Source organism: Pseudomonas sp. BIC9C, assembly GCF_034541995.1.
Classification (GTDB): domain Bacteria; phylum Pseudomonadota; class Gammaproteobacteria; order Pseudomonadales; family Pseudomonadaceae; genus Aquipseudomonas; species Aquipseudomonas fluorescens_CC.
Genome location: NZ_JAWDGM010000003.1, coordinates 209,736 through 236,144, shown reverse-complemented (window position 1 = coordinate 236,144; position 26,409 = coordinate 209,736). Strand labels below are relative to the sequence as shown.

The 26,409-nt window shown below is 58.8% G+C and carries 24 protein-coding genes and 1 pseudogene; 4 read left to right on the top strand and 21 right to left on the bottom strand.

The features are described from left to right. Window positions 1-272 precede the first annotated feature (272 nt). Window positions 273-1,391, top strand: a complete 1,119-nt coding sequence (locus RS887_RS15660; protein ID WP_322616060.1) for a TIGR00730 family Rossman fold protein — start codon at window positions 273-275, stop codon at window positions 1,389-1,391. Window positions 1,392-1,436: 45 nt separating this feature from the next. On the opposite strand, the gene recX is transcribed toward RS887_RS15660, so the two are convergent. The 5 genes from recX to RS887_RS15635 form a co-directional block, all read right to left on the bottom strand. Next, a complete protein-coding gene (gene recX / locus RS887_RS15655) occupies window positions 1,437-1,904 on the bottom strand; it encodes a recombination regulator RecX (RefSeq protein ID WP_008054083.1) in 468 nt (155 codons plus the stop codon). An 8-nt stretch (window positions 1,905-1,912) separates the two neighbouring features. Beyond that, the gene (recA, locus tag RS887_RS15650) at window positions 1,913-2,971 is read right to left on the bottom strand and encodes a recombinase RecA (RefSeq protein WP_057400859.1); all 1,059 of its coding nucleotides are present in this window, start codon (window positions 2,969-2,971) and stop codon (window positions 1,913-1,915) included. Window positions 2,972-3,054: 83 nt separating this feature from the next. Then, a complete protein-coding gene (locus RS887_RS15645; RefSeq protein WP_322616059.1) occupies window positions 3,055-3,555 on the bottom strand; it encodes a CinA family protein in 501 nt (166 codons plus the stop codon). Between the two features lie 118 nt (window positions 3,556-3,673). Then, window positions 3,674-4,015: a phage holin family protein gene (locus RS887_RS15640; protein WP_322616058.1), complete on the bottom strand. Its 342-nt coding sequence runs from the start codon at window positions 4,013-4,015 to the stop codon at window positions 3,674-3,676. A 173-nt stretch (window positions 4,016-4,188) separates the two neighbouring features. Next, window positions 4,189-4,923 (bottom strand): LexA family transcriptional regulator, encoded by a 735-nt coding sequence (locus RS887_RS15635; protein WP_322616347.1) that lies wholly within the window; start codon window positions 4,921-4,923, stop codon window positions 4,189-4,191. Between the two features lie 210 nt (window positions 4,924-5,133). Between RS887_RS15635 and mutS the strand changes: the two genes are divergently transcribed. Further along, window positions 5,134-7,713 (top strand): DNA mismatch repair protein MutS, encoded by a 2,580-nt coding sequence (gene mutS / locus RS887_RS15630; RefSeq protein WP_322616057.1) that lies wholly within the window; start codon window positions 5,134-5,136, stop codon window positions 7,711-7,713. A gap of 142 nt (window positions 7,714-7,855) precedes the next feature. Further along, window positions 7,856-8,179, top strand: a complete 324-nt coding sequence (gene fdxA, locus RS887_RS15625; protein WP_057400862.1) for a ferredoxin FdxA — start codon at window positions 7,856-7,858, stop codon at window positions 8,177-8,179. 472 nt (window positions 8,180-8,651) lie between these two features. On the opposite strand, the gene rpoS is transcribed toward fdxA, so the two are convergent. The 8 genes from rpoS to RS887_RS15585 form a co-directional block, all read right to left on the bottom strand. After that, window positions 8,652-9,659 carry an RNA polymerase sigma factor RpoS gene (rpoS, locus tag RS887_RS15620; protein WP_007990225.1) on the bottom strand — a complete coding sequence of 336 codons (1,008 nt, stop codon included), beginning with the start codon at window positions 9,657-9,659 and terminating at the stop codon, window positions 8,652-8,654. Between the two features lie 105 nt (window positions 9,660-9,764). Then, window positions 9,765-10,622 carry a peptidoglycan DD-metalloendopeptidase family protein gene (locus RS887_RS15615; RefSeq protein WP_111281398.1) on the bottom strand — a complete coding sequence of 286 codons (858 nt, stop codon included), beginning with the start codon at window positions 10,620-10,622 and terminating at the stop codon, window positions 9,765-9,767. Window positions 10,623-10,833: 211 nt separating this feature from the next. Next, complete coding sequence (locus RS887_RS15610) at window positions 10,834-11,469, bottom strand: protein-L-isoaspartate(D-aspartate) O-methyltransferase (protein WP_177323574.1); 636 nt, start codon at window positions 11,467-11,469, stop codon at window positions 10,834-10,836. A gap of 41 nt (window positions 11,470-11,510) precedes the next feature. Further along, complete coding sequence (gene surE, locus RS887_RS15605; protein ID WP_322616056.1) at window positions 11,511-12,260, bottom strand: 5'/3'-nucleotidase SurE; 750 nt, start codon at window positions 12,258-12,260, stop codon at window positions 11,511-11,513. After that, window positions 12,248-13,306, bottom strand: coding sequence for a tRNA pseudouridine(13) synthase TruD (truD, locus tag RS887_RS15600; protein WP_322616055.1), 1,059 nt, complete (start codon window positions 13,304-13,306; stop codon window positions 12,248-12,250). The genes surE and truD overlap by 13 nt, the downstream gene beginning before the upstream one ends. Then, window positions 13,303-13,776, bottom strand: a complete 474-nt coding sequence (gene ispF, locus RS887_RS15595) for a 2-C-methyl-D-erythritol 2,4-cyclodiphosphate synthase (RefSeq protein WP_322616054.1) — start codon at window positions 13,774-13,776, stop codon at window positions 13,303-13,305. The genes truD and ispF overlap by 4 nt, the downstream gene beginning before the upstream one ends. 179 nt (window positions 13,777-13,955) lie before the next feature. Then, complete coding sequence (gene fghA, locus RS887_RS15590; protein WP_322616053.1) at window positions 13,956-14,825, bottom strand: S-formylglutathione hydrolase; 870 nt, start codon at window positions 14,823-14,825, stop codon at window positions 13,956-13,958. Window positions 14,826-14,833: 8 nt separating this feature from the next. Next, a complete protein-coding gene (locus RS887_RS15585; RefSeq protein ID WP_008019788.1) occupies window positions 14,834-15,946 on the bottom strand; it encodes an S-(hydroxymethyl)glutathione dehydrogenase/class III alcohol dehydrogenase in 1,113 nt (370 codons plus the stop codon). Between the two features lie 106 nt (window positions 15,947-16,052). Between RS887_RS15585 and RS887_RS15580 the strand changes: the two genes are divergently transcribed. Next, window positions 16,053-16,949 carry a LysR substrate-binding domain-containing protein gene (locus RS887_RS15580; RefSeq protein ID WP_111281389.1) on the top strand — a complete coding sequence of 299 codons (897 nt, stop codon included), beginning with the start codon at window positions 16,053-16,055 and terminating at the stop codon, window positions 16,947-16,949. A gap of 55 nt (window positions 16,950-17,004) precedes the next feature. On the opposite strand, the pseudogene RS887_RS15575 reads toward RS887_RS15580, so the two are convergent. From RS887_RS15575 to RS887_RS15540, 8 genes and pseudogenes are all read right to left on the bottom strand, one after another. Then, window positions 17,005-18,116: pseudogene (locus RS887_RS15575) on the bottom strand (IS256 family transposase). A gap of 352 nt (window positions 18,117-18,468) precedes the next feature. Then, the gene (gene ispD / locus RS887_RS15570) at window positions 18,469-19,176 is read right to left on the bottom strand and encodes a 2-C-methyl-D-erythritol 4-phosphate cytidylyltransferase (RefSeq protein ID WP_322616052.1); all 708 of its coding nucleotides are present in this window, start codon (window positions 19,174-19,176) and stop codon (window positions 18,469-18,471) included. Further along, window positions 19,173-19,451, bottom strand: coding sequence for a cell division protein FtsB (gene ftsB / locus RS887_RS15565; RefSeq protein ID WP_008019784.1), 279 nt, complete (start codon window positions 19,449-19,451; stop codon window positions 19,173-19,175). The genes ispD and ftsB overlap by 4 nt, the downstream gene beginning before the upstream one ends. A 328-nt stretch (window positions 19,452-19,779) precedes the next feature. After that, window positions 19,780-21,069 carry a phosphopyruvate hydratase gene (gene eno, locus RS887_RS15560; RefSeq protein WP_008019783.1) on the bottom strand — a complete coding sequence of 430 codons (1,290 nt, stop codon included), beginning with the start codon at window positions 21,067-21,069 and terminating at the stop codon, window positions 19,780-19,782. A 156-nt stretch (window positions 21,070-21,225) separates the two neighbouring features. After that, on the bottom strand, window positions 21,226-22,071 hold the full coding sequence (gene kdsA / locus RS887_RS15555) for a 3-deoxy-8-phosphooctulonate synthase (protein ID WP_322616051.1): 846 nt from the start codon (window positions 22,069-22,071) through the stop codon (window positions 21,226-21,228). Window positions 22,072-22,076: 5 nt separating this feature from the next. Then, window positions 22,077-23,708 (bottom strand): CTP synthase, encoded by a 1,632-nt coding sequence (locus RS887_RS15550; RefSeq protein ID WP_322616050.1) that lies wholly within the window; start codon window positions 23,706-23,708, stop codon window positions 22,077-22,079. A 274-nt stretch (window positions 23,709-23,982) separates the two neighbouring features. After that, window positions 23,983-25,311 (bottom strand): tRNA lysidine(34) synthetase TilS, encoded by a 1,329-nt coding sequence (gene tilS, locus RS887_RS15545; protein ID WP_322616049.1) that lies wholly within the window; start codon window positions 25,309-25,311, stop codon window positions 23,983-23,985. 137 nt (window positions 25,312-25,448) lie between these two features. Continuing rightward, window positions 25,449-26,396 carry an acetyl-CoA carboxylase carboxyltransferase subunit alpha gene (locus tag RS887_RS15540; RefSeq protein ID WP_111281373.1) on the bottom strand — a complete coding sequence of 316 codons (948 nt, stop codon included), beginning with the start codon at window positions 26,394-26,396 and terminating at the stop codon, window positions 25,449-25,451. Between the last annotated feature and the right edge of the window lie 13 nt (window positions 26,397-26,409).

Sequence of the window (26,409 nt, the reverse complement as noted above, 5' to 3'; positions counted from 1 at the left end):
ATGATCAAGTCAGCGCAAATCACTGTGAAGGTCTAGATTTCAGGTTATCCACGTTCACTTTTTCAGGGCTGGAAAGGGGCTGCCCGTCGCTTGTCATATTGTGCGAATGTTTCTTTCATCCAAGGGAAAAACAGAGCCTGTTTGGATGACCTGATGTTTTTCGGGTCAAGTAGATCGCCCAGGCATGGGCCGGGGCAGACAGCGACACATGAAGTGTCGTGGCACCGACGTACGTTGTCGGGCCGAGGGTTCTGTGCAGAAGGAGAAGTTGAATGCCTTACCAACCGAATGACCTCCTGAGCCGTCATTTCGAAGAAAGCGGCCACGACCTCATCAGCAAGGTCGAAGAACAGCTCAAGCTGATTTCACCCGACAGCCCGAACACCCCGATCTACCGCGACATGATCCTGACCGTGCTACGCATGGCCCAGGAAGACCACAACCGCTGGAATGCCAAAATCACCCTGCAAGCCCTGCGCGAACTGGAACAGGCTTTCCGCGTGCTCGAACAGTTCAAGGGGCGGCGCAAGGTCACTGTTTTCGGCTCGGCCCGTACCCCCATGGAACATCCGCTCTACAGCATGGCCCGGGAACTCGGTGCTGCGCTGGCACGCTCGGACATGATGGTCATCACTGGCGCCGGTGGCGGCATCATGGCCGCCGCCCATGAGGGCGCCGGACTGGCAAACAGCCTGGGGTTCAACATCACCCTGCCCTTCGAACAGCATGCCAACTCCACTGTCGACGGCACGACCAACCTGCTGCCCTTCCACTTCTTCTTCACCCGCAAGCTGTTCTTCGTCAAGGAAGCCGATGCCCTGGTGCTATGCCCGGGTGGCTTCGGCACCCTGGATGAAGCGCTGGAAGTGCTTACGCTGATCCAGACCGGCAAAAGCCCGTTGGTGCCAGTGGTGCTGCTCGACACGCCGGGTGGCAAATTCTGGCAAGGCGCACTGGACTTCATTCACCAGCAACTGGAGGAAAACCAATACATCCTGCCCACAGACATGAAGCTGGTGAAACTGGTCTACAACGTCGAAGAAGCGGTAGAGCACATCAACCAGTTCTACAGCAACTTCCACTCCAGTCGCTGGCTCAAGCACCAGTTCCTGATTCGCATGAATCACGCACTCAGCGACAGCGCACTCGAACACATGCAGGTGGCTTTCGCCGACCTGTGTCTGAACGACCATTTCCATCAGCACGTTTACAGCAGTGAAGAACACGACGAAGCCGAATTCAGCCATCTGGCGCGGCTGGTCTTCAACTTCAACGCCCGCAATCATGGCCGCCTGCGCGAGCTTGTGGACTACATCAACCTGCCGGAAAACTGGGCACAATCAAAACCCCAGGTACAGCAGCGCACGCGGGAGCCGTCAAAGGTTACGTGAGGCATAAAAAAAAGGCCCGCTATCGAAATAGCGGGCCGTTTCAGTTCAATCATCCATCCCTCGACCGCTGAACAGGCGGTTGATCATTTCCATGGAGTATCCCCGATACGCCAGGAACCTGCCTTGTTTCGCTCGCTCCCGAGCGTCTGCCGGCAATTGCCCTGAGAACTTGCGTCGCCATGTATCGGCCAGTTGCTCCTGCCAGTCGATACCGCTCTCACGCAGGGCGAGCTCAATATCGGTACGCTGCAGGCCACGCTGGCTCAATTCTTCGCGAATGCGTAAAGGGCCATAACCGGAACGGGCACGGTAGGAAACGAAACTTTCGAGGTAACGGGTTTCGGACAACAACCCCTCTTCCGTCAACCGGTCGAGTGCTGTTTCGATCATTTCAGGGAGGGCGCCGCGCTGACGCAGTTTACGCGTCAGCTCGACACGACCGTGCTCGCGTCGTGCGAGCAGGTCCATTGCGGTTCGCCGCACCGCGACGAGTGTATCGAGTACGGCGGTCATCGCTTCGATCAGATATCAGCGTCAGCCAGGTCGTCTTCGGTCTCTTTGACCGCAGAAGCTTTGGCGTCTGCTACCGATGCCGGGGACAGCAGCTTGTCACGCAGTTGCTTCTCGAGCGCTGCAGCGACTTCCGGGTTATCCGCCAGGAACTTGGCCGAGTTGGCTTTACCCTGACCGATCTTGGTGCCGTTGTAGGCATACCAGGCGCCGGACTTCTCAACGAAACCGTGCAGAACCCCCAGGTCGATCATCTCACCGTTGAGGTAGATGCCCTTGCCGTAAAGAATCTGGAACTCGGCCTGACGGAACGGCGAAGCCACCTTGTTCTTCACAACCTTGACGCGGGTTTCGCTACCGACGACTTCATCACCTTCCTTCACCGCGCCAGTACGACGGATGTCCAGACGAACCGATGCATAGAACTTCAGTGCGTTACCACCGGTGGTGGTTTCCGGGCTACCGAACATCACGCCGATTTTCATACGGATCTGGTTGATGAAGATCACCAGGCAGTTGGCGTTCTTGATGTTACCGGTGATTTTACGCAGAGCCTGGGACATGAGACGGGCTTGCAGGCCCACGTGCATGTCACCCATTTCGCCTTCGATTTCAGCCTTTGGCACCAGGGCGGCCACGGAGTCGACGATGATCACGTCAACCGCGTTGGAACGCACCAGCATGTCGGTGATTTCCAGGGCCTGCTCGCCGGTGTCCGGCTGGGAAACCAGCAGGTCGTCAACGTTGACGCCCAGCTTGCCGGCGTACTCAGGGTCGAGGGCATGTTCAGCGTCGACGAATGCGCAGGTCGCGCCGGCTTTTTGAGCCTGGGCGATCACGGACAAGGTCAGCGTGGTTTTACCGGAAGATTCAGGACCGTAGATTTCAACAATACGGCCTTTTGGCAGACCGCCGATGCCGAGAGCGATGTCCAGCCCCAGAGAGCCAGTGGAGATGGCCGGGATCGCCTGACGGTCCTGATCGCCCATACGCATCACGGCACCCTTGCCGAATTGACGTTCGATCTGACCCAGGGCCGCAGCCAAGGCTTTCTTCTTGTTGTCGTCCATTAAAGTCCTCACGTAATCAATAAGGCCTGACGGCCAACACCTGTATAAGTAGCCAGTATTATTCCACAGCGTTTCCGGATCGCCTACCCCTGATTTGAGATTTCTGCCGCGGCATACCGCAGCAGCCCCTCTAGCGCGGCCTTCACCGTTTGTCGGCGCACCTCGTCGCGGTCACCGGCGAAGTGCTGCAACTCACTGAACACTCGCTCGCCAACGCCCCAGGCCAGCCATACCGTGCCCACTGGCTTGCTCCGCGAACCACCGTCCGGCCCGGCCACGCCACTGACCGCCACGGAAAAATACGCGCGACTTTTCTCCTGCGCGCCCTTGGCCATCGCTTCGACCACCTCGCGACTGACCGCCCCCACCTCGGTGAACAACTCCACCGGGACATCCAGTTGCAGGTTCTTCTGCAGATTGGAGTAAGTGACATAACCGGCCTCGAACCACGCCGAACTACCCGGAATACGGGTGATCGCCTCGGCGATCCCGCCTCCGGTACAGGACTCGGCCGTGGAAACATGGGCATTGAGAATCTGCAATTGCCTGCCAAGGTCAGCGGCGAGCTGGGTGATTACTTTCACGGTCTTCTCCTGATGGGGCGGGATGGGTTAACCGTACACGAGCAGACTGCACTTGCAAGCGACAGGACCGATCAATATGTAAAGAACCAGAGGCTCTGGAAAAGGCCTGTCGGGGGAATCAATCTTCCACGTCACCGGGCGGAACAGGAGCGATACCGATGCGCTTGGCTGCCCAACGCTCATACAGCCCTAAAACTACGTCTGTCCCGGCCATCGCCGTTAAACAGCCACCCGCACAGGCAGCCCAAATGGAAACATTGGCGGCGTGCAGCAGCATGATGACCGAGGCGCCGCAAATCATGCTGGAGCCAGACCGCAGGCTCAGGCGCCGAATCAGGAGCCAGCCACGAACGCCCTCTTTATCGGCACGCCACATCTCACCGGCAACGCCACCGAGTATTGGCAGGATGATGAGCAGCCACAGAGGCATGTCCAGCAACGCATATTGCTCAGCGGTCATTTCATGCCTCCTTGAGTGAACGGCCACTCCGCGCTCTTGCATGGATAGGCAACCAGACTATGCATTTAAGCATATAAAATCAATGCATTTACGCATACACAAAGCGCCCCAATGCGTTCAGCACACGAAAAAAAACCCGCCTGAGGAGCGGGTTTTATCCGAAAGCACAGGTATTAGCGGGCGTACATACCCCACCAGAAGACATGTCCAAGGATAACGATCGGCTCCCCCTGGATTTCCTGAAAGGTGTAATCTTCGTCCGGATGTTCGTCACGATTGAAGCTGCGCAGGCGAATCCCGGTCGGCAGGCGATACAGCTGCTTTACCCGCAATTGGCCGTTGTGATTGATTGCATAAAGGTCGCCGTCAACGATATCGCCAATGCCGCACTTGCCGGCATTGACCCCGACCGTGGCACCGTCGCGCAGTACCGGCAACATGCTGTTGCCCCGCACCGTCACGCATTTGGCCTGGTCGAACTGCACGCCGTTATGGCGCAGGCTTCGTTTGCCGAAGCGCAGGCTAGAGCGCTCGCTTTCTTCGATGACGAATCTTCCTGATCCTGCGGCCAATTCAACCTCGCGAAGAAAGGGGACCGACACCTCGTCGTCATCGACTGGGGTATCGTCGTCCCACAGACTTATATCCTTGAGTTCCGAATGCACAGGAGTGCGCCCGGCATTAGCGGCAGGCGCGACGTCCGCGCGGCCACGCAACTGGTCGGTGCTCACCGAGAAATACTCGGCGATCTTCGAAATATGCTTATCCGAAGGATCGACGATCTTCCCGCTGAGAATGCGCGAGAGCGTGGATTGAGGCACGCCGGTTCGACGGTGAAGCTCCGTAGGGGAGATCCCGTGCTGATCGAGCAATGCTCTTAAGACAGTAGATACGTTGCGTTTTTGCATAATGCGCATAGTGCTTGTTCTTTTCGAAGAAGACAAATGCCGAATTGCATAATCGATGCATAACATGATTTTTGCATCGTAAAAGACGTCACCGGGCCGTGGTGCCTGCGTCGGGTAGACCGCCCATGGTAACCTTGCGCCCATTGCGGAAAAGCCCGGCCATTGCCCCGCTTTTGCCCCACCTCTTTCAACGAGCTTCCTGACAATCCGATGAATAAAGCCGTCTCCGACCTGTCCTCCCACACCCCGATGATGCAGCAGTACTGGCGCCTGAAAAACCAGCACCCGGACCAGTTGATGTTCTACCGCATGGGCGACTTCTACGAGATCTTCTATGAGGACGCGAAGAAGGCCGCCAAGTTGCTGGACATCACCCTGACCGCCCGCGGGCAGTCGGCCGGGCAAGCGATTCCGATGTGCGGGATTCCCTACCATGCCGCCGAGGGTTACCTGGCAAAACTGGTGAAGCTTGGCGAATCGGTGGTGATCTGCGAGCAGGTCGGCGACCCGGCCACCAGTAAGGGGCCGGTGGAGCGGCAGGTTGTGCGCATCATCACGCCGGGGACGGTGAGTGACGAGGCGCTGCTCGACGAGCGTCGGGACAACCTGATCGCCGCCGTTCTGGGTGATGAGCGCCTGTTCGGCCTGGCGGTGCTGGACATCACCAGTGGCAACTTCAGCGTGCTGGAAATCAAGGGTTGGGAAAACCTGCTGGCGGAACTGGAGCGGGTCAACCCGGTGGAACTGCTGATCCCGGATGACTGGCCCAAGGACTTGCCGGCGGAAAAACGCCGCGGTGTGCGTCGCCGTGCGCCGTGGGATTTCGAGCGCGATTCGGCGCTCAAAAGCCTGTGCCAGCAATTCTCGACCCAGGATCTCAAGGGCTTTGGCTGCGAAAACCTGACCCTGGCTATCGGTGCCGCCGGTTGCCTGCTGGCCTACGCCAAGGAAACCCAGCGCACCGCCCTGCCCCATTTGCGCAGCCTGCGCCATGAGCGCCTGGACGATACCGTGGTGCTCGATGGCGCCAGCCGTCGCAACCTGGAACTCGACACCAACCTGGCCGGTGGCCGCGACAATACTCTGCAATCGGTGGTGGACCGTTGCCAGACCGCCATGGGCAGCCGCCTGCTGACCCGCTGGCTGAATCGCCCGTTACGCGATTTGACGGTGCTGCTGGCGCGTCAGACATCGATCACTTGCCTGCTCGACGGTTACCGCTTCGAAAGACTGCAACCGCAGCTCAAGGAAATCGGTGACATCGAGCGGATTCTTGCGCGGATCGGCCTGCGCAATGCCCGCCCGCGCGACCTCGCCCGCTTGCGTGACGCCCTCGGCGCACTGCCCGACCTGCAAGTGGCAATGACCGAGCTCGAAGCGCCGCACCTCCAGCAACTCGCCACCATCACCAGCACCTACCCGGAACTGGCGGCCCTGCTGGAAAAAGCCATCATCGACAACCCGCCTGCAGTCATTCGTGACGGCGGCGTGCTGAAAACCGGCTACGACAGCGAACTCGACGAATTGCAGTCGCTCAGCGAAAACGCCGGACAATTCCTGATCGACCTCGAGGCACGGGAAAAGGCCCGCACCGGTCTGTCGCACCTGAAGGTCGGTTACAACCGCATCCACGGTTACTTCATCGAACTGCCGAGCAAGCAGGCGGAATCGGCACCTGCCGACTATATTCGCCGCCAGACGCTCAAAGGCGCCGAGCGTTTCATTACGCCGGAACTCAAAGCCTTCGAAGACAAGGCACTGTCAGCCAAGAGCCGCGCCCTGGCCCGCGAGAAGATGCTTTACGAAGCGCTGCTCGAAGACCTGATCGCCCAGTTGCCACCGTTGCAGGACACCGCTGGCGCCCTGGCCGAACTGGACGTCTTGAGCAACCTGGCCGAGCGTGCACTGAACCTCGACCTGAACTGCCCGCGCTTCGTCAGCGAACCGTGCATGCGCATCAGCCAGGGTCGTCACCCGGTGGTCGAGCAAGTGCTGACCACGCCGTTCGTGGCCAACGACCTGAGCCTGGACGACAACACCCGCATGTTGGTGATCACCGGCCCGAACATGGGTGGTAAATCCACCTACATGCGTCAGACCGCCTTGATTGTGCTCCTGGCGCACATCGGCAGCTTCGTGCCAGCGGCCAGTTGCGAATTGTCACTGGTCGACCGCATCTTCACCCGGATCGGCTCCAGCGATGACCTGGCCGGCGGGCGTTCGACATTCATGGTCGAAATGAGCGAAACCGCGAACATTCTGCACAACGCCACTGAACGCAGCCTGGTACTGATGGACGAAGTCGGGCGCGGCACCAGCACCTTCGACGGTTTGTCCCTGGCATGGGCGGCAGCCGAACGCCTGGCACACCTGCGTGCCTACACGCTGTTCGCCACCCACTACTTTGAACTGACTGTCCTGCCGGAAGCCCAGCCACTGGTGGCCAACGTGCACCTCAATGCCACCGAGCACAATGAACGCATCGTGTTCCTGCACCACGTGCTGCCTGGGCCGGCCAGCCAGAGTTATGGCCTGGCCGTTGCGCAACTGGCGGGCGTACCGACTGAGGTCATCACCCGTGCTCGCGAGCATTTGAGCCGCCTGGAAGACACCGCCCTGCCCCATGAGGTGCCTGCACCGGCCAAAGGTAAGCCGGCTGCGCCAATGCAAAGCGACCTGTTTGCCAGCCTGCCGCACCCGGTGCTGGAGGAACTGGCCAAGCTCGATCTGGACGACATGACACCACGTCGTGCTCTCGAAATGCTCTATACACTAAAGACACGGATCTAACGCAGCGGCTTGCAAGCTGTTAGAATCTCGCGCGGTTTGGGATGCTGCTGGCTAATAGCCTGGCCAGCAGACTATCGCTCCCGAACCTGGCGACCCCTACGAGAAGGGGCGCAGCAAGCCGCGCCTGAGGAGAAAATTAGAAATGACCTTCGTCGTCACCGACAACTGCATCAAGTGCAAGTACACCGACTGCGTAGAAGTCTGTCCGGTGGACTGCTTTTACGAAGGCCCGAATTTCCTGGTGATCCACCCGGATGAGTGCATCGATTGCGCGCTGTGCGAACCTGAATGCCCTGCCGTGGCTATCTTCTCCGAAGATGAAGTTCCGGCCGGCATGGAAAACTTCATCGAGCTGAACGCTGAGTTGGCCGATATCTGGCCGAACATCACCGAACGCAAAGATCCGCTGCCCGATTCCGCAGAATGGGATGGCAAGCCAGGCAAGATCGCAGACCTCGAACGCTGATTACCCCCGCGTTCGCGAAAAAGGCCCCACAAGGGCCTTTTTGCTTTTCAGCGGGCAAAAAAAGGGGCGGTTTGACCCGCCCGCATTTTTTCCCTATTCCCTGTGTTCCTTTTCATCGTCCTGATGAATCGCTTCCTGCGATGTCCTTTCCCCCCATCCTTGAAGGGTGTGTCTGTCCGTTGACACAGCCTGAATATTAGAGCTTTCCCCTCCGGGATCAATCGCCCCCTGGGGTGAAATCTGACTGCCACACATCATCAACCATAAAAAATAATATTATAAATCATAATGTTAGATGCGTTCTGTGCTCAGCATAGACAACGGTCGGGGTGTAAAAATAACGAACACTTACGCAAGAGTAAGCCAAGGCTTACAGCACGAAACCACAATCCAGAGCGGATTCTGTCCCCGGGGACAGGCAAAAAAAAACCCCGAGCCAGTCGGGGTTTTTCATGCCATCGCAGTGAGTGCCTTACTGGAACAACGACTCGCTCGACAGGCCATTTTTTTCCAGGATCTCGCGCAGCCGCTTCAAGCCTTCCACCTGAATCTGTCTGACCCGCTCCCGGGTCAGGCCAATTTCCAGGCCCACGTCTTCAAGGGTGCTACTTTCATGACCCCGCAGACCGAAGCGGCGTACAACCACCTCGCGTTGCTTGTCGGTCAGTTCCGAAAGCCATTGATCGATGCTCTGGGACAGGTCGTCGTCCTGCAACAGTTCGCATGGATCGGTTGGGCGGTCGTCAGTGAGAGTGTCCAGCAGGGTTTTATCCGAATCCGGACCCAGCGAGACGTCGACCGAAGAAACCCGCTCGTTAAGGCCGAGCATACGCTTGACCTCTCCCACCGGTTTTTCCAGCAGGTTGGCGATTTCTTCGGGTGAGGGTTCATGGTCGAGTTTTTGCGTCAGCTCTCGCGCGGCCCGCAGGTACACGTTCAGCTCTTTGACCACATGGATCGGCAACCGGATGGTCCGGGTCTGATTCATGATTGCGCGTTCGATGGTCTGGCGAATCCACCAGGTCGCGTAGGTCGAGAAGCGGAAACCGCGTTCCGGATCGAACTTCTCCACCGCCCGGATCAAGCCGAGGTTGCCCTCTTCGATCAGGTCCAGCAGCGACAGCCCACGATTGACGTAACGTCGGGCGATTTTCACCACCAGCCGCAAGTTACTTTCAATCATGCGTTTGCGCCCGGCCGGATCGCCACTTTGCGACAGGCGCGCAAAATGAACTTCTTCTTCGGGTGACAGCAGGGGAGAGAAACCAATTTCATTGAGGTACAGCTGCGTGGCATCAAGTGCCCGCGTGTAGTCAATGTACTTGTGTTGTTTCAACGATGCGGAGTGTTTGGATTTGGCACGAACGGAAGGTGGAGCCGCCCCTTCATCATTCGACATCGAATCCGTATCGATGCTGCTCTCCATCAGGAGAACCTCATCGTCGATGTCAAACTCCGGCACTTCTTTACTGAGAGCCATTGTTATAGTCCTTTGGTGAGTTCGACCTCAAGCTCAAGCGGCGCCTTTATCCCTGGCAACGCTGGAGCCTGTCCCCTCTACGCGACGGAACAGGCTGGTAAGCGATCAACGACGTGGCAGGAATTGCAGCGGATCTACAGGTTTACCTTGGCGGCGAATCTCAAAATGCAGTTTCACCCGGTCTGTACCCGTTGACCCCATTTCGGCAATTGTCTGCCCAACCTTGACCTGCTGCCCCTCCCGAACCAACAACCTGCGGTTATGTCCGTAGGCACTGACGTAGGTTTCACTGTGTTTGATGATCACCAGTTCGCCGTAGCCCCTTAAGCCACTCCCGGCATAAACCACCGTCCCATCAGACGCAGCTAAAACAGGCTGTCCCAAATCCCCGGCGATATCAATTCCTTTATTCAAACTACCGTTTGAAGAGAATTTTCCAATCAGAATGCCATTAGATGGCCATCCCCAGCCGGTCGGGGCTGGCCCGGGAGGGGGCAATGGAGCAGGTGCAGGCTTGTTCGCGACGGACGGTACAACCGTCGTTGTGCTGGTGGTCGAACCGTTTACCGGACGACGGATGATCGTGGTTTTACTCGACGACGAAGGTGTTGAACTGGACGAACTGACCACCGCCGTCGACGCTGAATCGTTACGACCGTCAAAGCGAATCGTCTGACCCGGATGGATGGTGTAAGGCGCTGCAATGTTGTTGCGTGCCGCAAGAGCCTTGTAGTCCCAGCCGTAACGGAAGGCGATGGAGAACAGGGTGTCCTTGGGCCGAACGACGTATTGTCCGGTGGTCACGGCTGGACGCTGGGCCGCGGCATTGTTGCGGTCCACCACACGAACATCGCTGGATTTGTTGCTGGAACAACCGACCAGCAAGGTGCTCAAGACAAGGCCAGTCACCAGGCGCTGAAAGCTCGTTTTACTCATACGCTGCGCAATGACTGTGAGACTCACCCGCCGCTCCCTCTGTGGTGGCTGAAAATGTTAAATACCGGAGTCCGGCATGAAGTGTCGCAAGTATAACGGGCCGTGCACGCTTTACCTTTTATGTGGCGAATCGGTGTCGCGCACACGTTTGCTGCCTGACGATGAATCCCGTTCAACCGAACGATGCCGCTGTAAGACAAAGGCAATCGAAGAGAATTCAGCGTGTCGAAACAAATGCTCAGGCCAGTGGCCCATTGAGCAATGGCACGAAGCGCACAGCCCCCAGAACATGCCTGGAAAAACCCTGTTCCTCGCGGATGATCAGCATCAACTGCTGGACTTCACCGGACCCGACCGGGATCACCATTCGCCCTCCCGGTGCCAACTGGTCAAGCAGTGCCTGGGGCACATCGGTCGCCACTGCGGTGACGATAATCCCGTTGTATGGCGCCAGTGCCGGCCAGCCCTCCCAGCCATCGCCCCAGCGGAACACCACGTTGCGCAGGTTCAGTTCGACCAGGCGTTCCTTTGCCCGATCCTGCAGAACCTTGATGCGCTCGACCGAGAACACACGCTCGACCAGTTGCGACAGTACCGCTGTCTGATAACCCGACCCGGTACCGATCTCCAGCACCTTGTCGAGAGGACCGGCTTCCAGCAGCAGCTCGCTCATGCGCGCCACCATATAAGGCTGGGAGATGGTCTGGTTATTGCCAATCGGCAGCGCCGTGTCTTCATAGGCACGGTGCGCCAGCGCTTCGTCGACGAACAGGTGGCGCGGGGTCCGGCGAATGACCTCCAGCACCCTGGCATTGGAAATGCCTTCCTCGTACAGGCGCTGGATGAGTCGCTCCCGGGTACGCTGGGAAGTCATGCCGATGCCGCGGCGCAGCATATCGTCTTGTTCGCGACTCATCAGCGCAGCCCCTCCAGCCAGCCGTCCAGACTTCTGAAGGCATCATTGAACGTGCGATCCAGTTGCAGTGGCGTGATCGAAACATAACCTTGCATCACCGCATGGAAATCGGTACCCGGGCCACCATCCTCGGCATCCCCGGCCGCCGCGATCCAGTAACCGGACTTGCCCCGTGGATCCACCACCTTCATTGGTGCCGCGGCTCGGGCGCGATGGCCCAGTCGAGTCAACTGGATACCGCGGATACGGTCCAGCGGCAAATTGGGAATGTTCACGTTCAGTACCGTGCGCGGTGGCAGATCCAGGTCAGCGTGGGCTTCGACCAGTTTGCGCGCGAAATAGGCAGCTGTGGGAAGGTTCTCTACCTGGCGTGAGACCAGTGAGAAGGCAAACGAAGGGAGCTTCAGGAAACGCCCCTCAAGGGCCGCCGCCACCGTACCGGAATACAGGACATCGTCCCCCAGGTTCGCGCCCAGATTGATACCGGAAACCACCATGTCCGCTTCGCGCTCCAGCAGGCCGTTGAGGCCCAGGTGCACGCAATCGGTTGGCGTGCCGTTCACGCTGATAAAGCCGTTGGCCAGGGTTTGCGGGTGCAACGGACGGTCGAGCGTCAGCGAACTGCTGGCGCCGCTTTTGTCCTGGTCCGGGGCGATAACCACGCATTCGGTGTAATCCGCCAGCGCAGCATGTAGCGCGGCGAGACCGGGTGCGGTTACCCCATCGTCGTTAGAAATCAGAATACGCATGGGCTGTCCGTCTGCCCCACCGGCACCAGATCAACAAGCTCGCGCACCAATACGGTGGCGAAGCATCCGGCCGGCAGGACGAATTCCAGTTGCAGAATGTCCAGCGAGGGATAATGCCACGTCAACCCGCCAATGGGCAGCCGCAGGATGCGACGTTCGTGGCTCATTCCGGCGCTGATCAACCAATCGCGAAGGTCCGCTTCGCGTGCAGCAATCGCCTGCTCCAGTTCATGGACAGCGCCCGTGGTCGGCGAGTCACCTTCGCCCCACTGCGGACCGGTCGGGTGCAGATCGAGAATCGCCAGGCGCGGGTCGCTGCACTCGGCTTCGCCTGCCGGGAAAAAGCTGCGGCTGTCGGTGAACGCCAGCAGATCGCCCACCTGGGCACGCTGCCAGGTGCCATCGGCGACACGAGCGGCCAGCACCTGATTGAACAGAAAACTGCGTGCCGTGGAGAGCAGCCGCGAGCGCACGTTGCGCTGCTCCGGCAAGGCCTTGCGCGCGGCCCAGGCGCGGGCATCGACAACATTGCCGCCGTCATGGCCGAAGCGCTGAGCACCAAAATAATTGGGGATGCCCTGTTTGGCGATCAGTTGCAGACGCTCCTCAATCGCTGTCTTGTCGCCAGCCAATTGCGTCAGGCGCAACGTGAAGCCGTTGGCCGAGTGCGCACCGCGTTGCAGTTTGCGCTTGTGGCGGGTGGTCTTGAGAATCTTCAGCGTCTCGTTTTCCGCGGCCGACAGATCAGGGTCGGCCTTGCCCGGCAATTGCACACTGAACCATTGACGGGTCAACGCCTGACGGTCCTTGAGCCCTGCGTAACTGACGGTACGCAGCGGCACACCCGCAGCCTTGGCAATCCGCCGCGCCGCTTCTTCTGTGTTCAGACCGCGCTTTTCCACCCAGATCCACAGGTGTTCGCCTTCGCCGCTCAGGGGAATGTCGAGGACTTCGTCGACCTGAAAATCTTCCGCGATCGCTTTCAGTACCGCCGTGCCGAGGACCTCACCATAAGCCCGCGGGCCGAGCAATTGCAGTTCGTTCATGCGCGCAGCAACAAGGCAACGGAGTGCACGGCAATGCCTTCTTCGCGACCGACGAAGCCGAGCTTTTCGGTGGTGGTAGCTTTAACGTTCACTTGATCCAACTCTACTTGAAGATCCGCGGCAATCAGCGCGCGCATCGATTCGATATGCGGGGCCATTTTCGGCGCCTGGGCGACAATGGTGTTATCGACGTTGCCGACTTTCCAGCCTTTGGCATGGACCAGTGCGACGACGTGACGCAACAGCGCACGGCTGTCGGCGCCTTTGAATTGCGGGTCGGTATCCGGGAAATGCCTGCCGATGTCTCCCAGCGCCGCAGCGCCGAGCAAGGCATCGCTCAAGGCGTGCAAGAGGACGTCACCGTCAGAGTGAGCGAGCAATCCGAAACTGTGTGCAATGCGCACACCGCCCAGAGTGATGAAATCGCCTTCAGCGAAACGGTGCACATCATAGCCGTGGCCAATACGCATAAAAAACGCCCCGATTTTTGTCAGGGCGTGATTCTACCTGCTATTGGGCAGCTAGTGTCCTGTCTCACAAGTACGTTCCTCTTTTGACGAGTGGCTGTTGCCATCAGGCAAGGCGTCGCGACGAGTCATAGCCCGCTATGGCGAGGAGCGGCAACGCAGCATGATGGCAACAGACGCCGTCAAAAAGGAACAGTACTTGCGAGACTGGGCACTAAAGCATGCGCGTGATGCCGCAAGTGATCATCGATAAAACTGGCAACGAAGAAATAGCTGTGGTCGTAGCCCGGTTGCAGACGCAACGTCAGCGGATGATCGGCCAATTTTGCTGCCTGTTGCAGGGCTTCAGGCTTTAGCTGGGTGGCCAGAAAATCATCACGATCACCCTGATCGACCAGCAGCTGCAGCTTTTCGTCGGCCTCAGCGATCAGTGCACAGGCATCCCACTCGCGCCACTTCGAACGGTCCTCTCCCAGGTAACGGGAAAAGGCCTTCTGCCCCCACGGACAATCCACAGGATTGTTGATCGGCGAGAACGCCGACACCGACAGATAACGCCCCGGATTACGCAACGCGCAAACCAGCGCACCATGGCCGCCCATGGAGTGGCCGCTGATGCCGCGCTTGTCCGACGCCGGGAAATGGGCTTCAACCAATGCCGGCAATTCCTGCACGACATAGTCATGCATCCGATAGTGGCGCGACCATGGCTCCTGGGTGGCATTCAGATAAAACCCGGCGCCGAGGCCGAAGTCCCAGGCACCATCCGGATCGCCCGGCACATCAGTACCGCGAGGGCTGGTGTCCGGTGCGACGATGATCAGTCCCAACTCGGCGGCCATGCGCATGGCGCCAGCCTTTTGCATGAAGTTCTCGTCGGTACAGGTCAGGCCGGACAACCAGTACAACACCGGCAGCTTGCCGCCCTGCTCCGCTTGCGGCGGCAGGTACACAGCAAACACCATGTCACAGCCGAGCACATCGGAGCGGTGCCGGTAGCGCTTGTGCCAGCCGCCGAAGCTTTTCTGGCAGGAGATATTTTCCAGGCTCATGACCGACCTCAGAAATGGATGACGCTACGGATGCTTTTGCCTTCATGCATCAGGTCAAACGCCTTGTTGATATCTTCCAGGCCCATGGTGTGGGTGATGAAGGTATCCAGCGGAATTTCACCGGTCTCGGCCATTTCCACATAGCTCGGCAACTCGGTACGGCCGCGCACGCCACCGAACGCCGAACCGCGCCAGACGCGGCCGGTGACCAACTGGAACGGACGGGTTGAAATTTCCTGGCCGGCACCGGCCACCCCGATGATCACCGACTCGCCCCAACCCTTGTGGCAGCACTCAAGCGCGGCACGCATCAACTGCACGTTGCCGATGCATTCGAAGGAGAAGTCGACGCCGCCATCGGTCATGTCGACGATGACTTCCTGGATCGGACGATCGAAGTCTTTCGGGTTCACGCAATCGGTTGCACCCAGCTGCTTGGCGATCTCGAATTTGGCCGGGTTGATGTCGATGGCGATGATCCGGGCGGCCTTGGCTTTTACGGCGCCGATAACGGCCGACAGACCGATGCCGCCGAGGCCGAAAATGGCCACGGTATCACCCGGTTTCACCTTGGCGGTGTTCAGCACCGCGCCGATACCGGTGGTGACACCGCAACCCAGCAGGCAGACTTTTTCCAGTGGCGCTTCTTTGGCGATCTTGGCCACGGAGATTTCCGGTAGCACGGTGTACTCGGAAAAGGTCGAGGTCCCCATGTAGTGGAAAATCGTCTCGCCCTTGTAGGAAAAACGAGAGGTGCCATCCGGCATCAAGCCTTTGCCTTGGGTCGCGCGGATGGCCTGGCAGAGGTTGGTTTTGCCCGACAGGCAGAATTTGCACTTTCGGCATTCCGGGGTGTACAGCGGGATCACATGGTCGCCGACGGCAACGGACGTCACGCCCTCGCCGATCGCCTCGACAATCGCACCGCCTTCGTGGCCGAGGATCGACGGAAAGATGCCTTCCGGGTCGGCCCCGGACAGGGTGTAGGCATCGGTATGGCAGACACCGGAGGCCACCACGCGCAGCAACACTTCACCAGCCTTGGGCATGGCGACATCGACTTCAACGATTTCGAGGGGCTTCTTGGCCTCGAAGGCAACGGCGGCGCGCGACTTGATCATGATGACTCTCCAGTGAAGAAAACGAGACAGGGAGTGTAATACAGCTCCTTACAGTGAATAATCCGGACAAAAGCAAAACATTATTGCTGCACAGGGATAATCATCCATGTCCGAAAACCGCTGGGAAGGAATCGACGAATTTGTCGCCGTGGCCGAATGCAGCCAATTCACCGCTGCCGCGGAACGCCTCGGGGTTTCTTCATCCCACATCAGTCGACAAATTGTACGCCTCGAAGAACGCCTGCAAACCCGTTTGCTCTACCGCAGCACCCGCCGGGTCACGCTGACCGAGGCAGGGCAAACCTTCCTGCAGCACTGCCAACGCCTGCAGGATGGACGTGAAGAGGCGTTGCGCGCGGTCGGCGACTTGACCAGCGAGCCCAAAGGCATGCTGCGCATGACCTGCGCCGTGGCTTACGGTGAACGCTTCATCGTGCCGCTGGTGACACGCTTCATGGGACTCTATCCGCAACTGCGGATTGATATTGAACTGACCAACCGGCAACTCGACCTGGTACATGAAGGCCTGGACCTCGCCATCCGCCTGGGCCGCCTGCAGGATTCGCGACTGGTCGCCACCCGCCTTGCGCCACGACGGATGTTTCTCTGTGCATCACCTTCCTACCTGGAACGCTACGGTCGGCCACACAGTTTGTCGGAACTGAGCCGGCACAACTGCCTCATCGGCAGCTCGGACCTCTGGCAACTGGAACAGAACGGGCGGGAATTTTCGCAAAGGGTGCAGGGAAACTGGCGCTGCAACAGTGGGCAAGCAGTACTGGATGCCGCGCTACAGGGCGTAGGGTTGTGTCAGTTGCCGGACTATTACGTGCTGGAGCATTTGAATAGTGGCGCGTTGATTTCATTGCTGGAAGCGCACCAACCGCCGAACACTGCGGTTTGGGCCCTGTACCCACAGCAACGGCATTTGTCGCCGAAGGTGCGCAAGCTGGTGGATTTTTTGAAGGAAGGGTTGGCTGAAAGGCCGGAGTATCGGAGTTAGATTGACCGTGGCAGTACCGGGGGGTGTACTGAATTCTGTGTAAACGGGGTTGCTGTTAATCCTGCAAAAGCCTGTCTTCGAACTGGATACTGAACCTGTTCAAGGCCCCCGCCCAGTCCCTGATTGGCATTGTCCACTTCTTGCTGATGTTGTTCAGCGCCAGATAAAAGAGCTTCATTACCGCATCGTCAGTCGGGAATGAGGCTCTGCTTTTGGTGACCTTGCGCAAGCTCATGTTGATCGACTCGATGGCGTTGGTGGTGTAAATCACCCTGCGGATCTCCGGTGGATAATCGAACAGGGGATGACTCTCGCCCAGTTTTTGCGCCATGACTGGCTGATCAGAGGGTATCGATCATCCCACTTGGCCTCGAAGTCGGTCAGCTTTTGCTCGGCCATTTCAACGGTCGTCGAGCGGTAGATGAGTTTGAGGTCAGCGGCGGCCTCGCGCTGATACTTGTAGGACACGAACTTCAGACTGTTGCGCACCATGTGCACGATGCACAGTTGAACCGATGCTTGCGGATAGACCACTTCGATGGCTTCAGGGAAGCCCTTGAGCCCATCTACGCAGGCAATGAAAATGTCCTTTACCCCGCGGGTTTTAAGCTCTGTAACGACTTGCAGCCAGAACTTGGCGCCTTCCGTCTGGGCGATCCACAGCCCTAACACCTCTTTGCGACCGTCCATGTTGACGCCAATGGCCAGGTAAACCGCTTTGGTTCTGACTGCGCCACTGTCGCGCACTTTGACGTGAATGCAATCGAGGTAAAGGATCGGGTAGAGCTCGTCCAGAGGGCGCGACTGCCAGACCTTGACCTCTTCACTGACCGCGTCGGTGATCGCCGAGATGAGGCTGGGAGAGACCTCGGTTCCATACATTTCCCAGATGTCCCTGGATTTCCCGAACAGTCATTCCACGGGCGTAGAGTGAAATCACCTTGTCATCGAAGCCGGTCCAGCGTGTCTGGTGCTTGAAATCAGCTGGGGCTCGAACATACCCTGACGGTCACGGGGAATCTCCAGCGGTAGCTCGCCAAAATCGCCCTTGAGCGTCTTGCCGCTATGGCCGTTGCGTGCATTTCCTTCTGCATTGGTCACCGCTGCGCTTTTGTCATGACCCAGGTGTTCGGTCATTTCAGCTTCCAGGGCGCGCTCGACAAGCATCTTGGTGAGCTGCTTAAGCAAGCCATTTTCGCCGATCAAATCCTCAGGCTTTCGGTAATTGGCCAACAGACTGTCGGCCAGCCTCACCAGCTCAGGGTCGGGTTTGACTCGTTTGGTGCGCTTTGGCTCGGTCATTGAAACTCCTTGGGAAAGGCAGTGTGCGCCTAATGACCGTTTACACAAACCTCAGTACACCCTCCAGTACCGCTAAAAATTTACTGACTGAACTGTCGCCATCGCGAGCAAGCTCGCTCCCACAGTGTCCGGTGCTGAACACAAATCTTGTGAACTCCATTGAACCCTGTGGGAGCGAGCTTGCTCGCGATTGGGGGCAGCACAAAACCAATGTCAATCAGTGACGATTGGCCCAACGCTGTCTCAACCACTCAAGGTCTTCAGGACGCGTAACCTTGAGGTTGTCGGACCGCCCTTCGATCAGTCGCGGCGCAGAACCCGCCCACTCCATCGCCGAAGCTTCATCCGTAACCACCGCATCAGCCACCAGACTGTCCGCCAATGCCCGATGCAACGCCCCAAGGCGGAACATCTGCGGCGTGTAGGCCTGCCAGATCACGCTGCGATCCACGGTTTCGAGCACACGACCGTGCTTGTCGACGCGCTTGAGCGTATCCCGCGCCGGGACCGCCAGCAGTCCGCCGACAGGATCGTCAGCCAGTTCAGCCAGCAGCCTGTCCAGGTCATCACGACTGAGGTTCGGCCGTGCGGCATCGTGAACCAAAACCCAATCCTCATCGTCAGCACCCTGTGCGTGCAAATGCAGCAACGCATTGAGCACCGACCCCGAACGTTCGGAACCGCCCTCGACCCGGGTAATCCGCGGATCACTGGCACACGCCAGGTTCGGCCAATAAGGATCGTCAACAGCAAGACTGACCACCAGGCCTTTCAGGCCTGGATGATCAAGGAAACAGCCGAGGCTGTGTTCGAGAATAGTGCGCCCGCCCAGTTGCAAGTATTGCTTGGGACGGTCCGCGGCCATACGGGCACCGACGCCCGCGGCAGGAATCACGGCCCAGAAGGCCGGTAACGACTTGATCATTGGGCTAACTGGTAAAGGGTTTCACCGTCCTTGACCATGCCCAACTCATGGCGAGCCCGCTCTTCAACGGTCTCCATGCCTTTTTTCAGCTCGCTGACTTCGGCGTCCATCACCCGGTTGCGCTCCAGCAATGTCTGGTTCTCGGCCTGCTGATCCGCGATCTGCTGAGTCAGGTCGGCCACTTGCGCCAGGCTGCCATTACCCACCCACAGGCGGTATTGCAGGCCAGCCAGCAGCAGGAGCAAGACGAGGAACAACCAATTGGGACTGCGCATCGAATATCAGGTATCCAGTGAAAAAAGACAGCCATACCAAAACATGGAGCTACTGATAGCACGAAGCCTGGAAGAACCAGGCTTGTGCTTATAAGGCATCAGATTAGTGGCAAAAACGTCGCTGTAGCGATTTTTCCGACACAATCCGGTGTCTTTTTTACCAAGCAGTGCCGTGCCTCACCAATACGCTCCTTTTTGACGAGTGACTGTTGTTGTCAGACAAGGCGCCGCGACGAGTCATAGCTGGCTATGGCGAGGAGCGGCAACGCAGTATGGCGACAACAGGCACCGTCAAAAATGAGCAGTATTGGCGAGGCACGGCACTCTATCAACCGCGGAATTCGCCGCGACCGTTGTACTTGGCTTTGCCGTTCAACTGCTCTTCGATACGCAGCAGTTGGTTGTACTTGGAAACGCGGTCGGAACGGCACAGCGAGCCGGTCTTGATCTGGCCAGCCGAGGTGCCCACAGCCAGGTCGGCAATGGTCGAATCTTCGGTTTCGCCGGAGCGGTGCGAGATCACGGCAGTGTAACCGGCAGCCTTGGCCATCTGGATGGCTTCCAGGGTTTCGGTCAGGGTGCCGATCTGGTTGAACTTGATCAGGATCGAGTTGGCGATCTTCTTGTCGATGCCTTCTTTCAGGATCTTGGTGTTGGTCACGAACAGGTCGTCGCCTACCAGTTGGGTCTTCTCGCCGATCTTGTCGGTGAGGATTTTCCAGCCAGCCCAGTCGGACTCGTCCAGGCCATCTTCGATGGAGATGATCGGGTAACGCTCGGTCAGGCCTTTGAGGTAATCAGCGAAACCTTCAGCGGTGAACACCTGGCCTTCGCCGGACAGGTTGTACTTGCCGTCTTCGTAGAATTCGCTGGCCGCGCAGTCCAGGGCCAGGGTCACGTCGGTGCCCAGCTTGTAACCGGCGTTGGCTACGGCTTCGGAGATCACTTTCAAAGCATCTTCGTTGGAAGCCAGGTTCGGAGCGAAACCACCTTCGTCACCGACGGCAGTGCTCAGGCCACGGGCCTTCAGCACGGCTTTGAGGTGGTGGAAAATCTCGGTGCCCATGCGCAGACCTTCCGAGAAGGACTTGGCGCCAACCGGCTGAACCATGAACTCCTGGATGTCGACGTTGTTATCGGCGTGCTCGCCGCCGTTGATGATGTTCATCATCGGAACCGGCATCGAGTAGACACCCGGGGTGCCGTTCAGGTTGGCGATGTGAGCGTACAACGGCAGATCCTGGTCCTGTGCTGCTGCCTTGGCCGCGGCCAGGGAAACGGCGAGGATCGCGTTGGCGCCCAGGGAACCTTTGTTTTCAGTACCGTCGAGCTTGATCATTGCCAGATCGAGCGCTTTCTGGTCGCTTGGGTCCATGCCTTTCAACAGGTCGCGAATCGGACCGTTGATGTTGGCCACGGCCTTGAGGACGCCCTTGCCCAGGTAACGGCTCTTGTCGCCATCACGCAGCTCGAGCGCTTCACGCGAGCCAGTGGAAGCACCGGACGGCGCACAGGCACTGCCGATGATGCCGTTGTCGAGAAGCACGTCCGCTTCCACGGTGGGATTGCCACGGGAGTCGAGAACTTCACGACCTTTGATGTCGACGATTTTAGCCATTGTTGTAAACACTCCAAAGTTGACGAAAACGACGCAGCTGTAGGAAATCTTTGATCGTCGGCAAGCGAGGTGCAGCGGGCAGTCTTGCAGACGACAAGGCTCAGGCCCGAGGGCCTGAGCGTTAAATCGTGCGGTACTTTACCGGAGAATTGAGGATTACGCGGTTTCTACCGTCGGAAAACTCTTCACCAGCTCGTCCAGAGCTTTGAGCTGGGCCAGGAATGGCTCCAGTTTGTCCAGACGCAGGGCGCAAGGACCGTCGCATTTGGCGTTGTCCGGATCCGGGTGGGCTTCCAGGAACAGGCCGGCCAGCGACTGGCTCATGCCGGCCTTCGCCAGGTCGGTGACCTGGGCGCGACGACCGCCGGCGGAATCGGAGCGACCGCCGGGCATTTGCAGCGCGTGGGTCACGTCGAAGAACACCGGATATTCGAACTGCTTCATGATGCCGAAGCCGAGCATGTCGACGACCAGGTTGTTGTAGCCGAAGCTCGAACCACGCTCGCAGAGGATCAACTGATCGTTACCCGCTTCCACGCACTTGTTCAGGATGTGCTTCATTTCCTGGGGCGCGAGGAACTGGGCTTTCTTGATGTTGATCACTACGCCCGTCCTGGCCATCGCGACCACGAGGTCGGTCTGGCGCGACAGGAAGGCCGGCAACTGGATAATGTCGCAGACTTCAGCGACGACCGCGGCCTGATCAGGCTCGTGGACGTCGGTGATGATCGGCACGCCGAAGGCTTGCTTGATGTCCTGGAAGATGCGCATGCCTTCTTCCAGGCCAGGACCACGATAGGAGGTCACAGAAGACCGGTTGGCCTTGTCGAAACTGGCCTTGAACACGTAAGGGATACCGAGCTTTTCGGTGACCTTCACATACTCTTCGCAAACCTGCATGGCCATGTCACGGCTTTCCAGCACGTTCATGCCGCCGAACAGCACCATGGGTTTGTCGTTGGCAATCTCGATGTCGCCGACGCGGATGATCTTCTGTGCCATCGGGGTTACGCCTTCTTCTGGTGTTGAGCCAACGCTGCCTTGACGAAACCGCTGAACAGCGGGTGACCGTCGCGTGGCGTCGAGGTGAGCTCAGGGTGGAACTGGCAAGCGACGAACCATGGGTGATCCGGTGCTTCAACCACTTCAACCAGTGCGCCATCACCGGAACGACCGGAGATTTTCAAACCGGCTTCCATGATTTGCGGCAGCAGGTTGTTGTTCACTTCGTAGCGATGACGATGACGCTCGACAATCACGTCCTTGCCGTAGCAACCGTGAACCAGGGAACCCGGCTCCAGCAGGCAATCCTGCGCGCCCAGGCGCATGGTGCCGCCCAGGTCGGAAGTTTCGGTACGGGTTTCGACAGCGCCGGTGGCATCTTCCCACTCGGTGATCAGACCCACGACCGGGTGACCGCTTGCACGATCGAACTCGGTGGAGTTGGCGTCTTTCCAGCCCATCACGTTACGGGCGAACTCGATAACGGCCACTTGCATGCCCAGGCAGATACCCAGGTACGGCACCTTGTTTTCGCGAGCGTATTGAACGGCGGTGATCTTGCCTTCAACGCCACGCAGACCGAAGCCGCCTGGAACCAGAATCGCGTCGACGCCGTCCAGCAGCGCGGTGCCCTGGTTCTCGATGTCTTCGGAATCGATGTAGCGCAGGTTGACCTTGGTACGGTTGCTGATGCCGGCGTGACTCATCGCTTCGATCAGCGACTTGTAGGCGTCCAGCAGCTCCATGTACTTGCCGACCATGGCAATGGTGACTTCGTGCTCAGGGTTGAGCTTGGCGTCGACCACGGCTTCCCACTCGGACAGATCGGCACCGCCGCATTGCAGGCCGAAACGCTCGACGACGAAATCGTCCAGGCCCTGGGAGTGCAGGATGCCCGGGATCTTGTAGATGGTGTCAGCGTCTTCCAGGCCGATCACCGCACGCTCTTCAACGTTGGTGAACTGCGCGATCTTGCGACGCGACGATACATCGATCGGGTGGTCGGAGCGGCAGACCAGCACGTCTGGCTGCAGGCCGATGGAACGCAGTTCCTTCACCGAGTGCTGGGTTGGCTTGGTCTTGGTTTCGCCGGCAGTGGCGATGTACGGCACCAGTGTCAGGTGCATCAGCATCGCGCGCTTGGCACCGACTTCGAAACGCAGTTGGCGGATCGCCTCGAGGAACGGTTGCGATTCGATGTCACCCACGGTGCCACCGATCTCGACCATTGCCACGTCGGCATCGCCAGCACCCTTGATGATGCGGCGCTTGATTTCGTCGGTGATGTGCGGGATCACCTGGATGGTTGCACCCAGGTAGTCACCACGGCGCTCTTTGCGCAGGACGTGTTCGTAGACACGACCGGTGGTGAAGTTGTTGTTCTGGGTCATGGTCGTGCGGATGAACCGCTCGTAGTGGCCCAGGTCCAGGTCGGTCTCGGCGCCGTCGTGGGTGACGAACACTTCACCGTGCTGGAACGGGCTCATGGTGCCCGGGTCGACGTTGATGTACGGGTCCAGCTTCAGCATGGTGACCTTAAGTCCCCGCGCCTCCAGGATGGCCGCCAATGATGCCGATGCAATGCCTTTCCCCAATGAAGAAACAACACCGCCCGTGACGAATATGTAGCGCGTCATGAAAAACCCTAGAAGTCTGCGTTAAAGCGGTCCGAGCCGCCGGGGAAAGCGAAGGAAGGCCGAAGCCCCCGATCACCTGCATTAATCACAGTGCACCTTTCAAAAAAACCGCCGCGTTGGGACAGACCGGAAAATGAATCACCGGTTCGTTGCTCGCTACACATTTTTTGGAATCGCCCAGCAAAGACTGCTTGGTAATCGGCAACTCCTGCAATTCAGGCGAATCCACAGAAGTTGTATCAAGAAGGGAGCGTAGTCTACCGGAAAGCCCCTTTCAGCTCAAACCTTGATCTTCGTTCAGTGGCTGCCAATGCAAATGCCAGTTGCCGATCACACCACCATCAAGCCCTTTGAGGTTCGCTACCGCGAGCAATTGCCCCTCTTTGTAGAGCAGCGGCAATCTGCCGCGCACGAAGGACGGTACGCCGCTTTCATTGAGCAAACGTTTCAGGTCCCGATGGCCGCGACCAGGCAAAGCCATGATCTCTCCCCCTTCACGATAGCGGATCTGTAACGGGCCATCGGGGATTTGCCCGGTGAGCGAAAGCACACCGTTGCCCGCAATTGCCAGCGGTGAAGCCGGGTCCTGCCACGCGCCGACGGCAGGTAGCGGACGCAACCAGCAGCCGGACAGCCACCAGATCCGCCCGCCCGCCCGATGCAGTTCGCCATCGGCCAGCCGCCACACCGGGCAGGCATCGCCGGTGGCGTCGCGCAAGTCCTCCCAACCCGACCAATGGTCGGTGTCCGGCAGGCGAGTCAGAGGTTCGAGCCAGTGGCTGAGCGCATTGCGCTGACGCGCGGCGGAGAGTTTTTCCAGCGAAGCCAGTTCCAGCGATGGCAGCCCCAGCCAATCGAATTCACTGGCGGTGCGTGCCTGGTTCAAGTCAATCTGTGCCAGCTCATCAAGCAGCCCCTGGGCTTCACTCAAATGCGCAGCACTGCGAGCCATGGTTGCCATCGCCTGTGGCCAGCGCGAGGTCAACACCGGGAACACCTGATGACGCAGGAAATTGCGCGAGAATTGTCGGTCCTGATTGGAAGGGTCCTCAATCCAGCGCAGTTGATGCTCCGCCGCATAGGCTTCCAGTTCAGCGCGTGTCGCATCGAGCAAAGGCCGCAGCAGATGCCCTTTACCCAGTGGGCGCTGGCGTGGCATGCCCGACAAACCTCTCACTCCGGCTCCACGCAGCAAGCGAAACAACAGGGTTTCCGCCTGATCGTCACGGTGCTGGGCTGCCAGCAGCACTTCATTGGCTTGAGTCGCTTCGACAAAGGCGCCATAACGCGCATCCCGGGCGGAACGCTCAAGACTCGCGCCGGGCTGAACCTTGACGTGAACAACCTTCAGCGGCACACCCAGGGCATCACAGACCGACTGACAGTGTGCCGGCCACGCATCGGCCACAGCCTGAAGGCCGTGATGAACATGGATGGCGCTCAGCGCCGGCAGGGATTCGGTTTTTGCGAGGTGTGCAAGGAGGTGCAGCAGGACGGTGGAGTCCAGGCCTCCTGAGAAGGCGATGCGCCAGGTCGCAGCATTGCGCCACGGGGCAAGATTCAGCAAAAGCCTGGAAGGCAAATCAATCGCGGGCCGATCCATATCTTTCCCTTTGCACAAATCAAATGTGGGAGCGAGCCTGCTCGCGAAGACGGTTCAACATTCAACACATTCGTTGGCTGTTACACCGCTTTCGCGAGCAGGCTCGCTCCCACATGGGGTACAGCGTCTTGGTCAGATCAGAGGCCGTAGCTCATCAGACGATCGTAACGGCGCTTGAGCAGCGCATCGTTGTCGAACTTCTTCAGCATCGCCAGTTGCGAGCTCAGCTCGGCGCGGATCGATGCGGCTGCAGCGGCCGGGTCACGGTGCGCGCCACCCAACGGCTCGCCAATCACCTTGTCTACGATACCCAGACCTTTGAGGCGCTCGGCGGTGATGCCCATCGCTTCTGCGGCATCCGGTGCTTTCTCGGCGGTTTTCCACAGAATCGAAGCGCAACCTTCCGGCGAGATCACCGCGTAGGTTGAGTATTGCAGCATGTTCAACTGGTCGCAGACACCGATCGCCAGTGCACCGCCGGAACCACCCTCGCCGATCACGGTGGCGATGATTGGGGTTTTCAGGCGTGCCATCACCCGCAGGTTCCAGGCAATCGCTTCGCTCTGGTTGCGCTCTTCAGCGTCGATGCCCGGGTAGGCGCCCGGGGTATCGATGAAGGTCAGGATCGGCATTTTGAAACGTTCGGCCATTTCCATCAGGCGGCAAGCTTTGCGGTAGCCTTCCGGACGCGGCATGCCGAAGTTGCGGCGAACCTTCTCGCGCACTTCACGGCCTTTCTGGTGACCGATAACCATCACCGGCTTGTCTTCCAGACGGGCAATACCGCCAACGATCGCAGCGTCGTCGGAAAAGTGACGATCACCGTGCAGTTCGTCGAATTCGGTGAAGATGTGTTCGATGTAGTCCAGGGTGTACGGACGTTTCGGGTGACGTGCCAGACGTGCGATCTGCCAGCTGGTCAGCTTGCCGAAGATGTCTTCGGTCAGCGTTTTGCTCTTGTCCTGCAGGCGGGAGATCTCATCGCCGATATTCAGCGAATTGTCATTACCGACCAAGCGCAACTCTTCGATCTTGGCTTGCAGGTCGGCGATCGGCTGTTCGAAATCTAGAAAATTCGGGTTCATAGGCGTCCGTCTT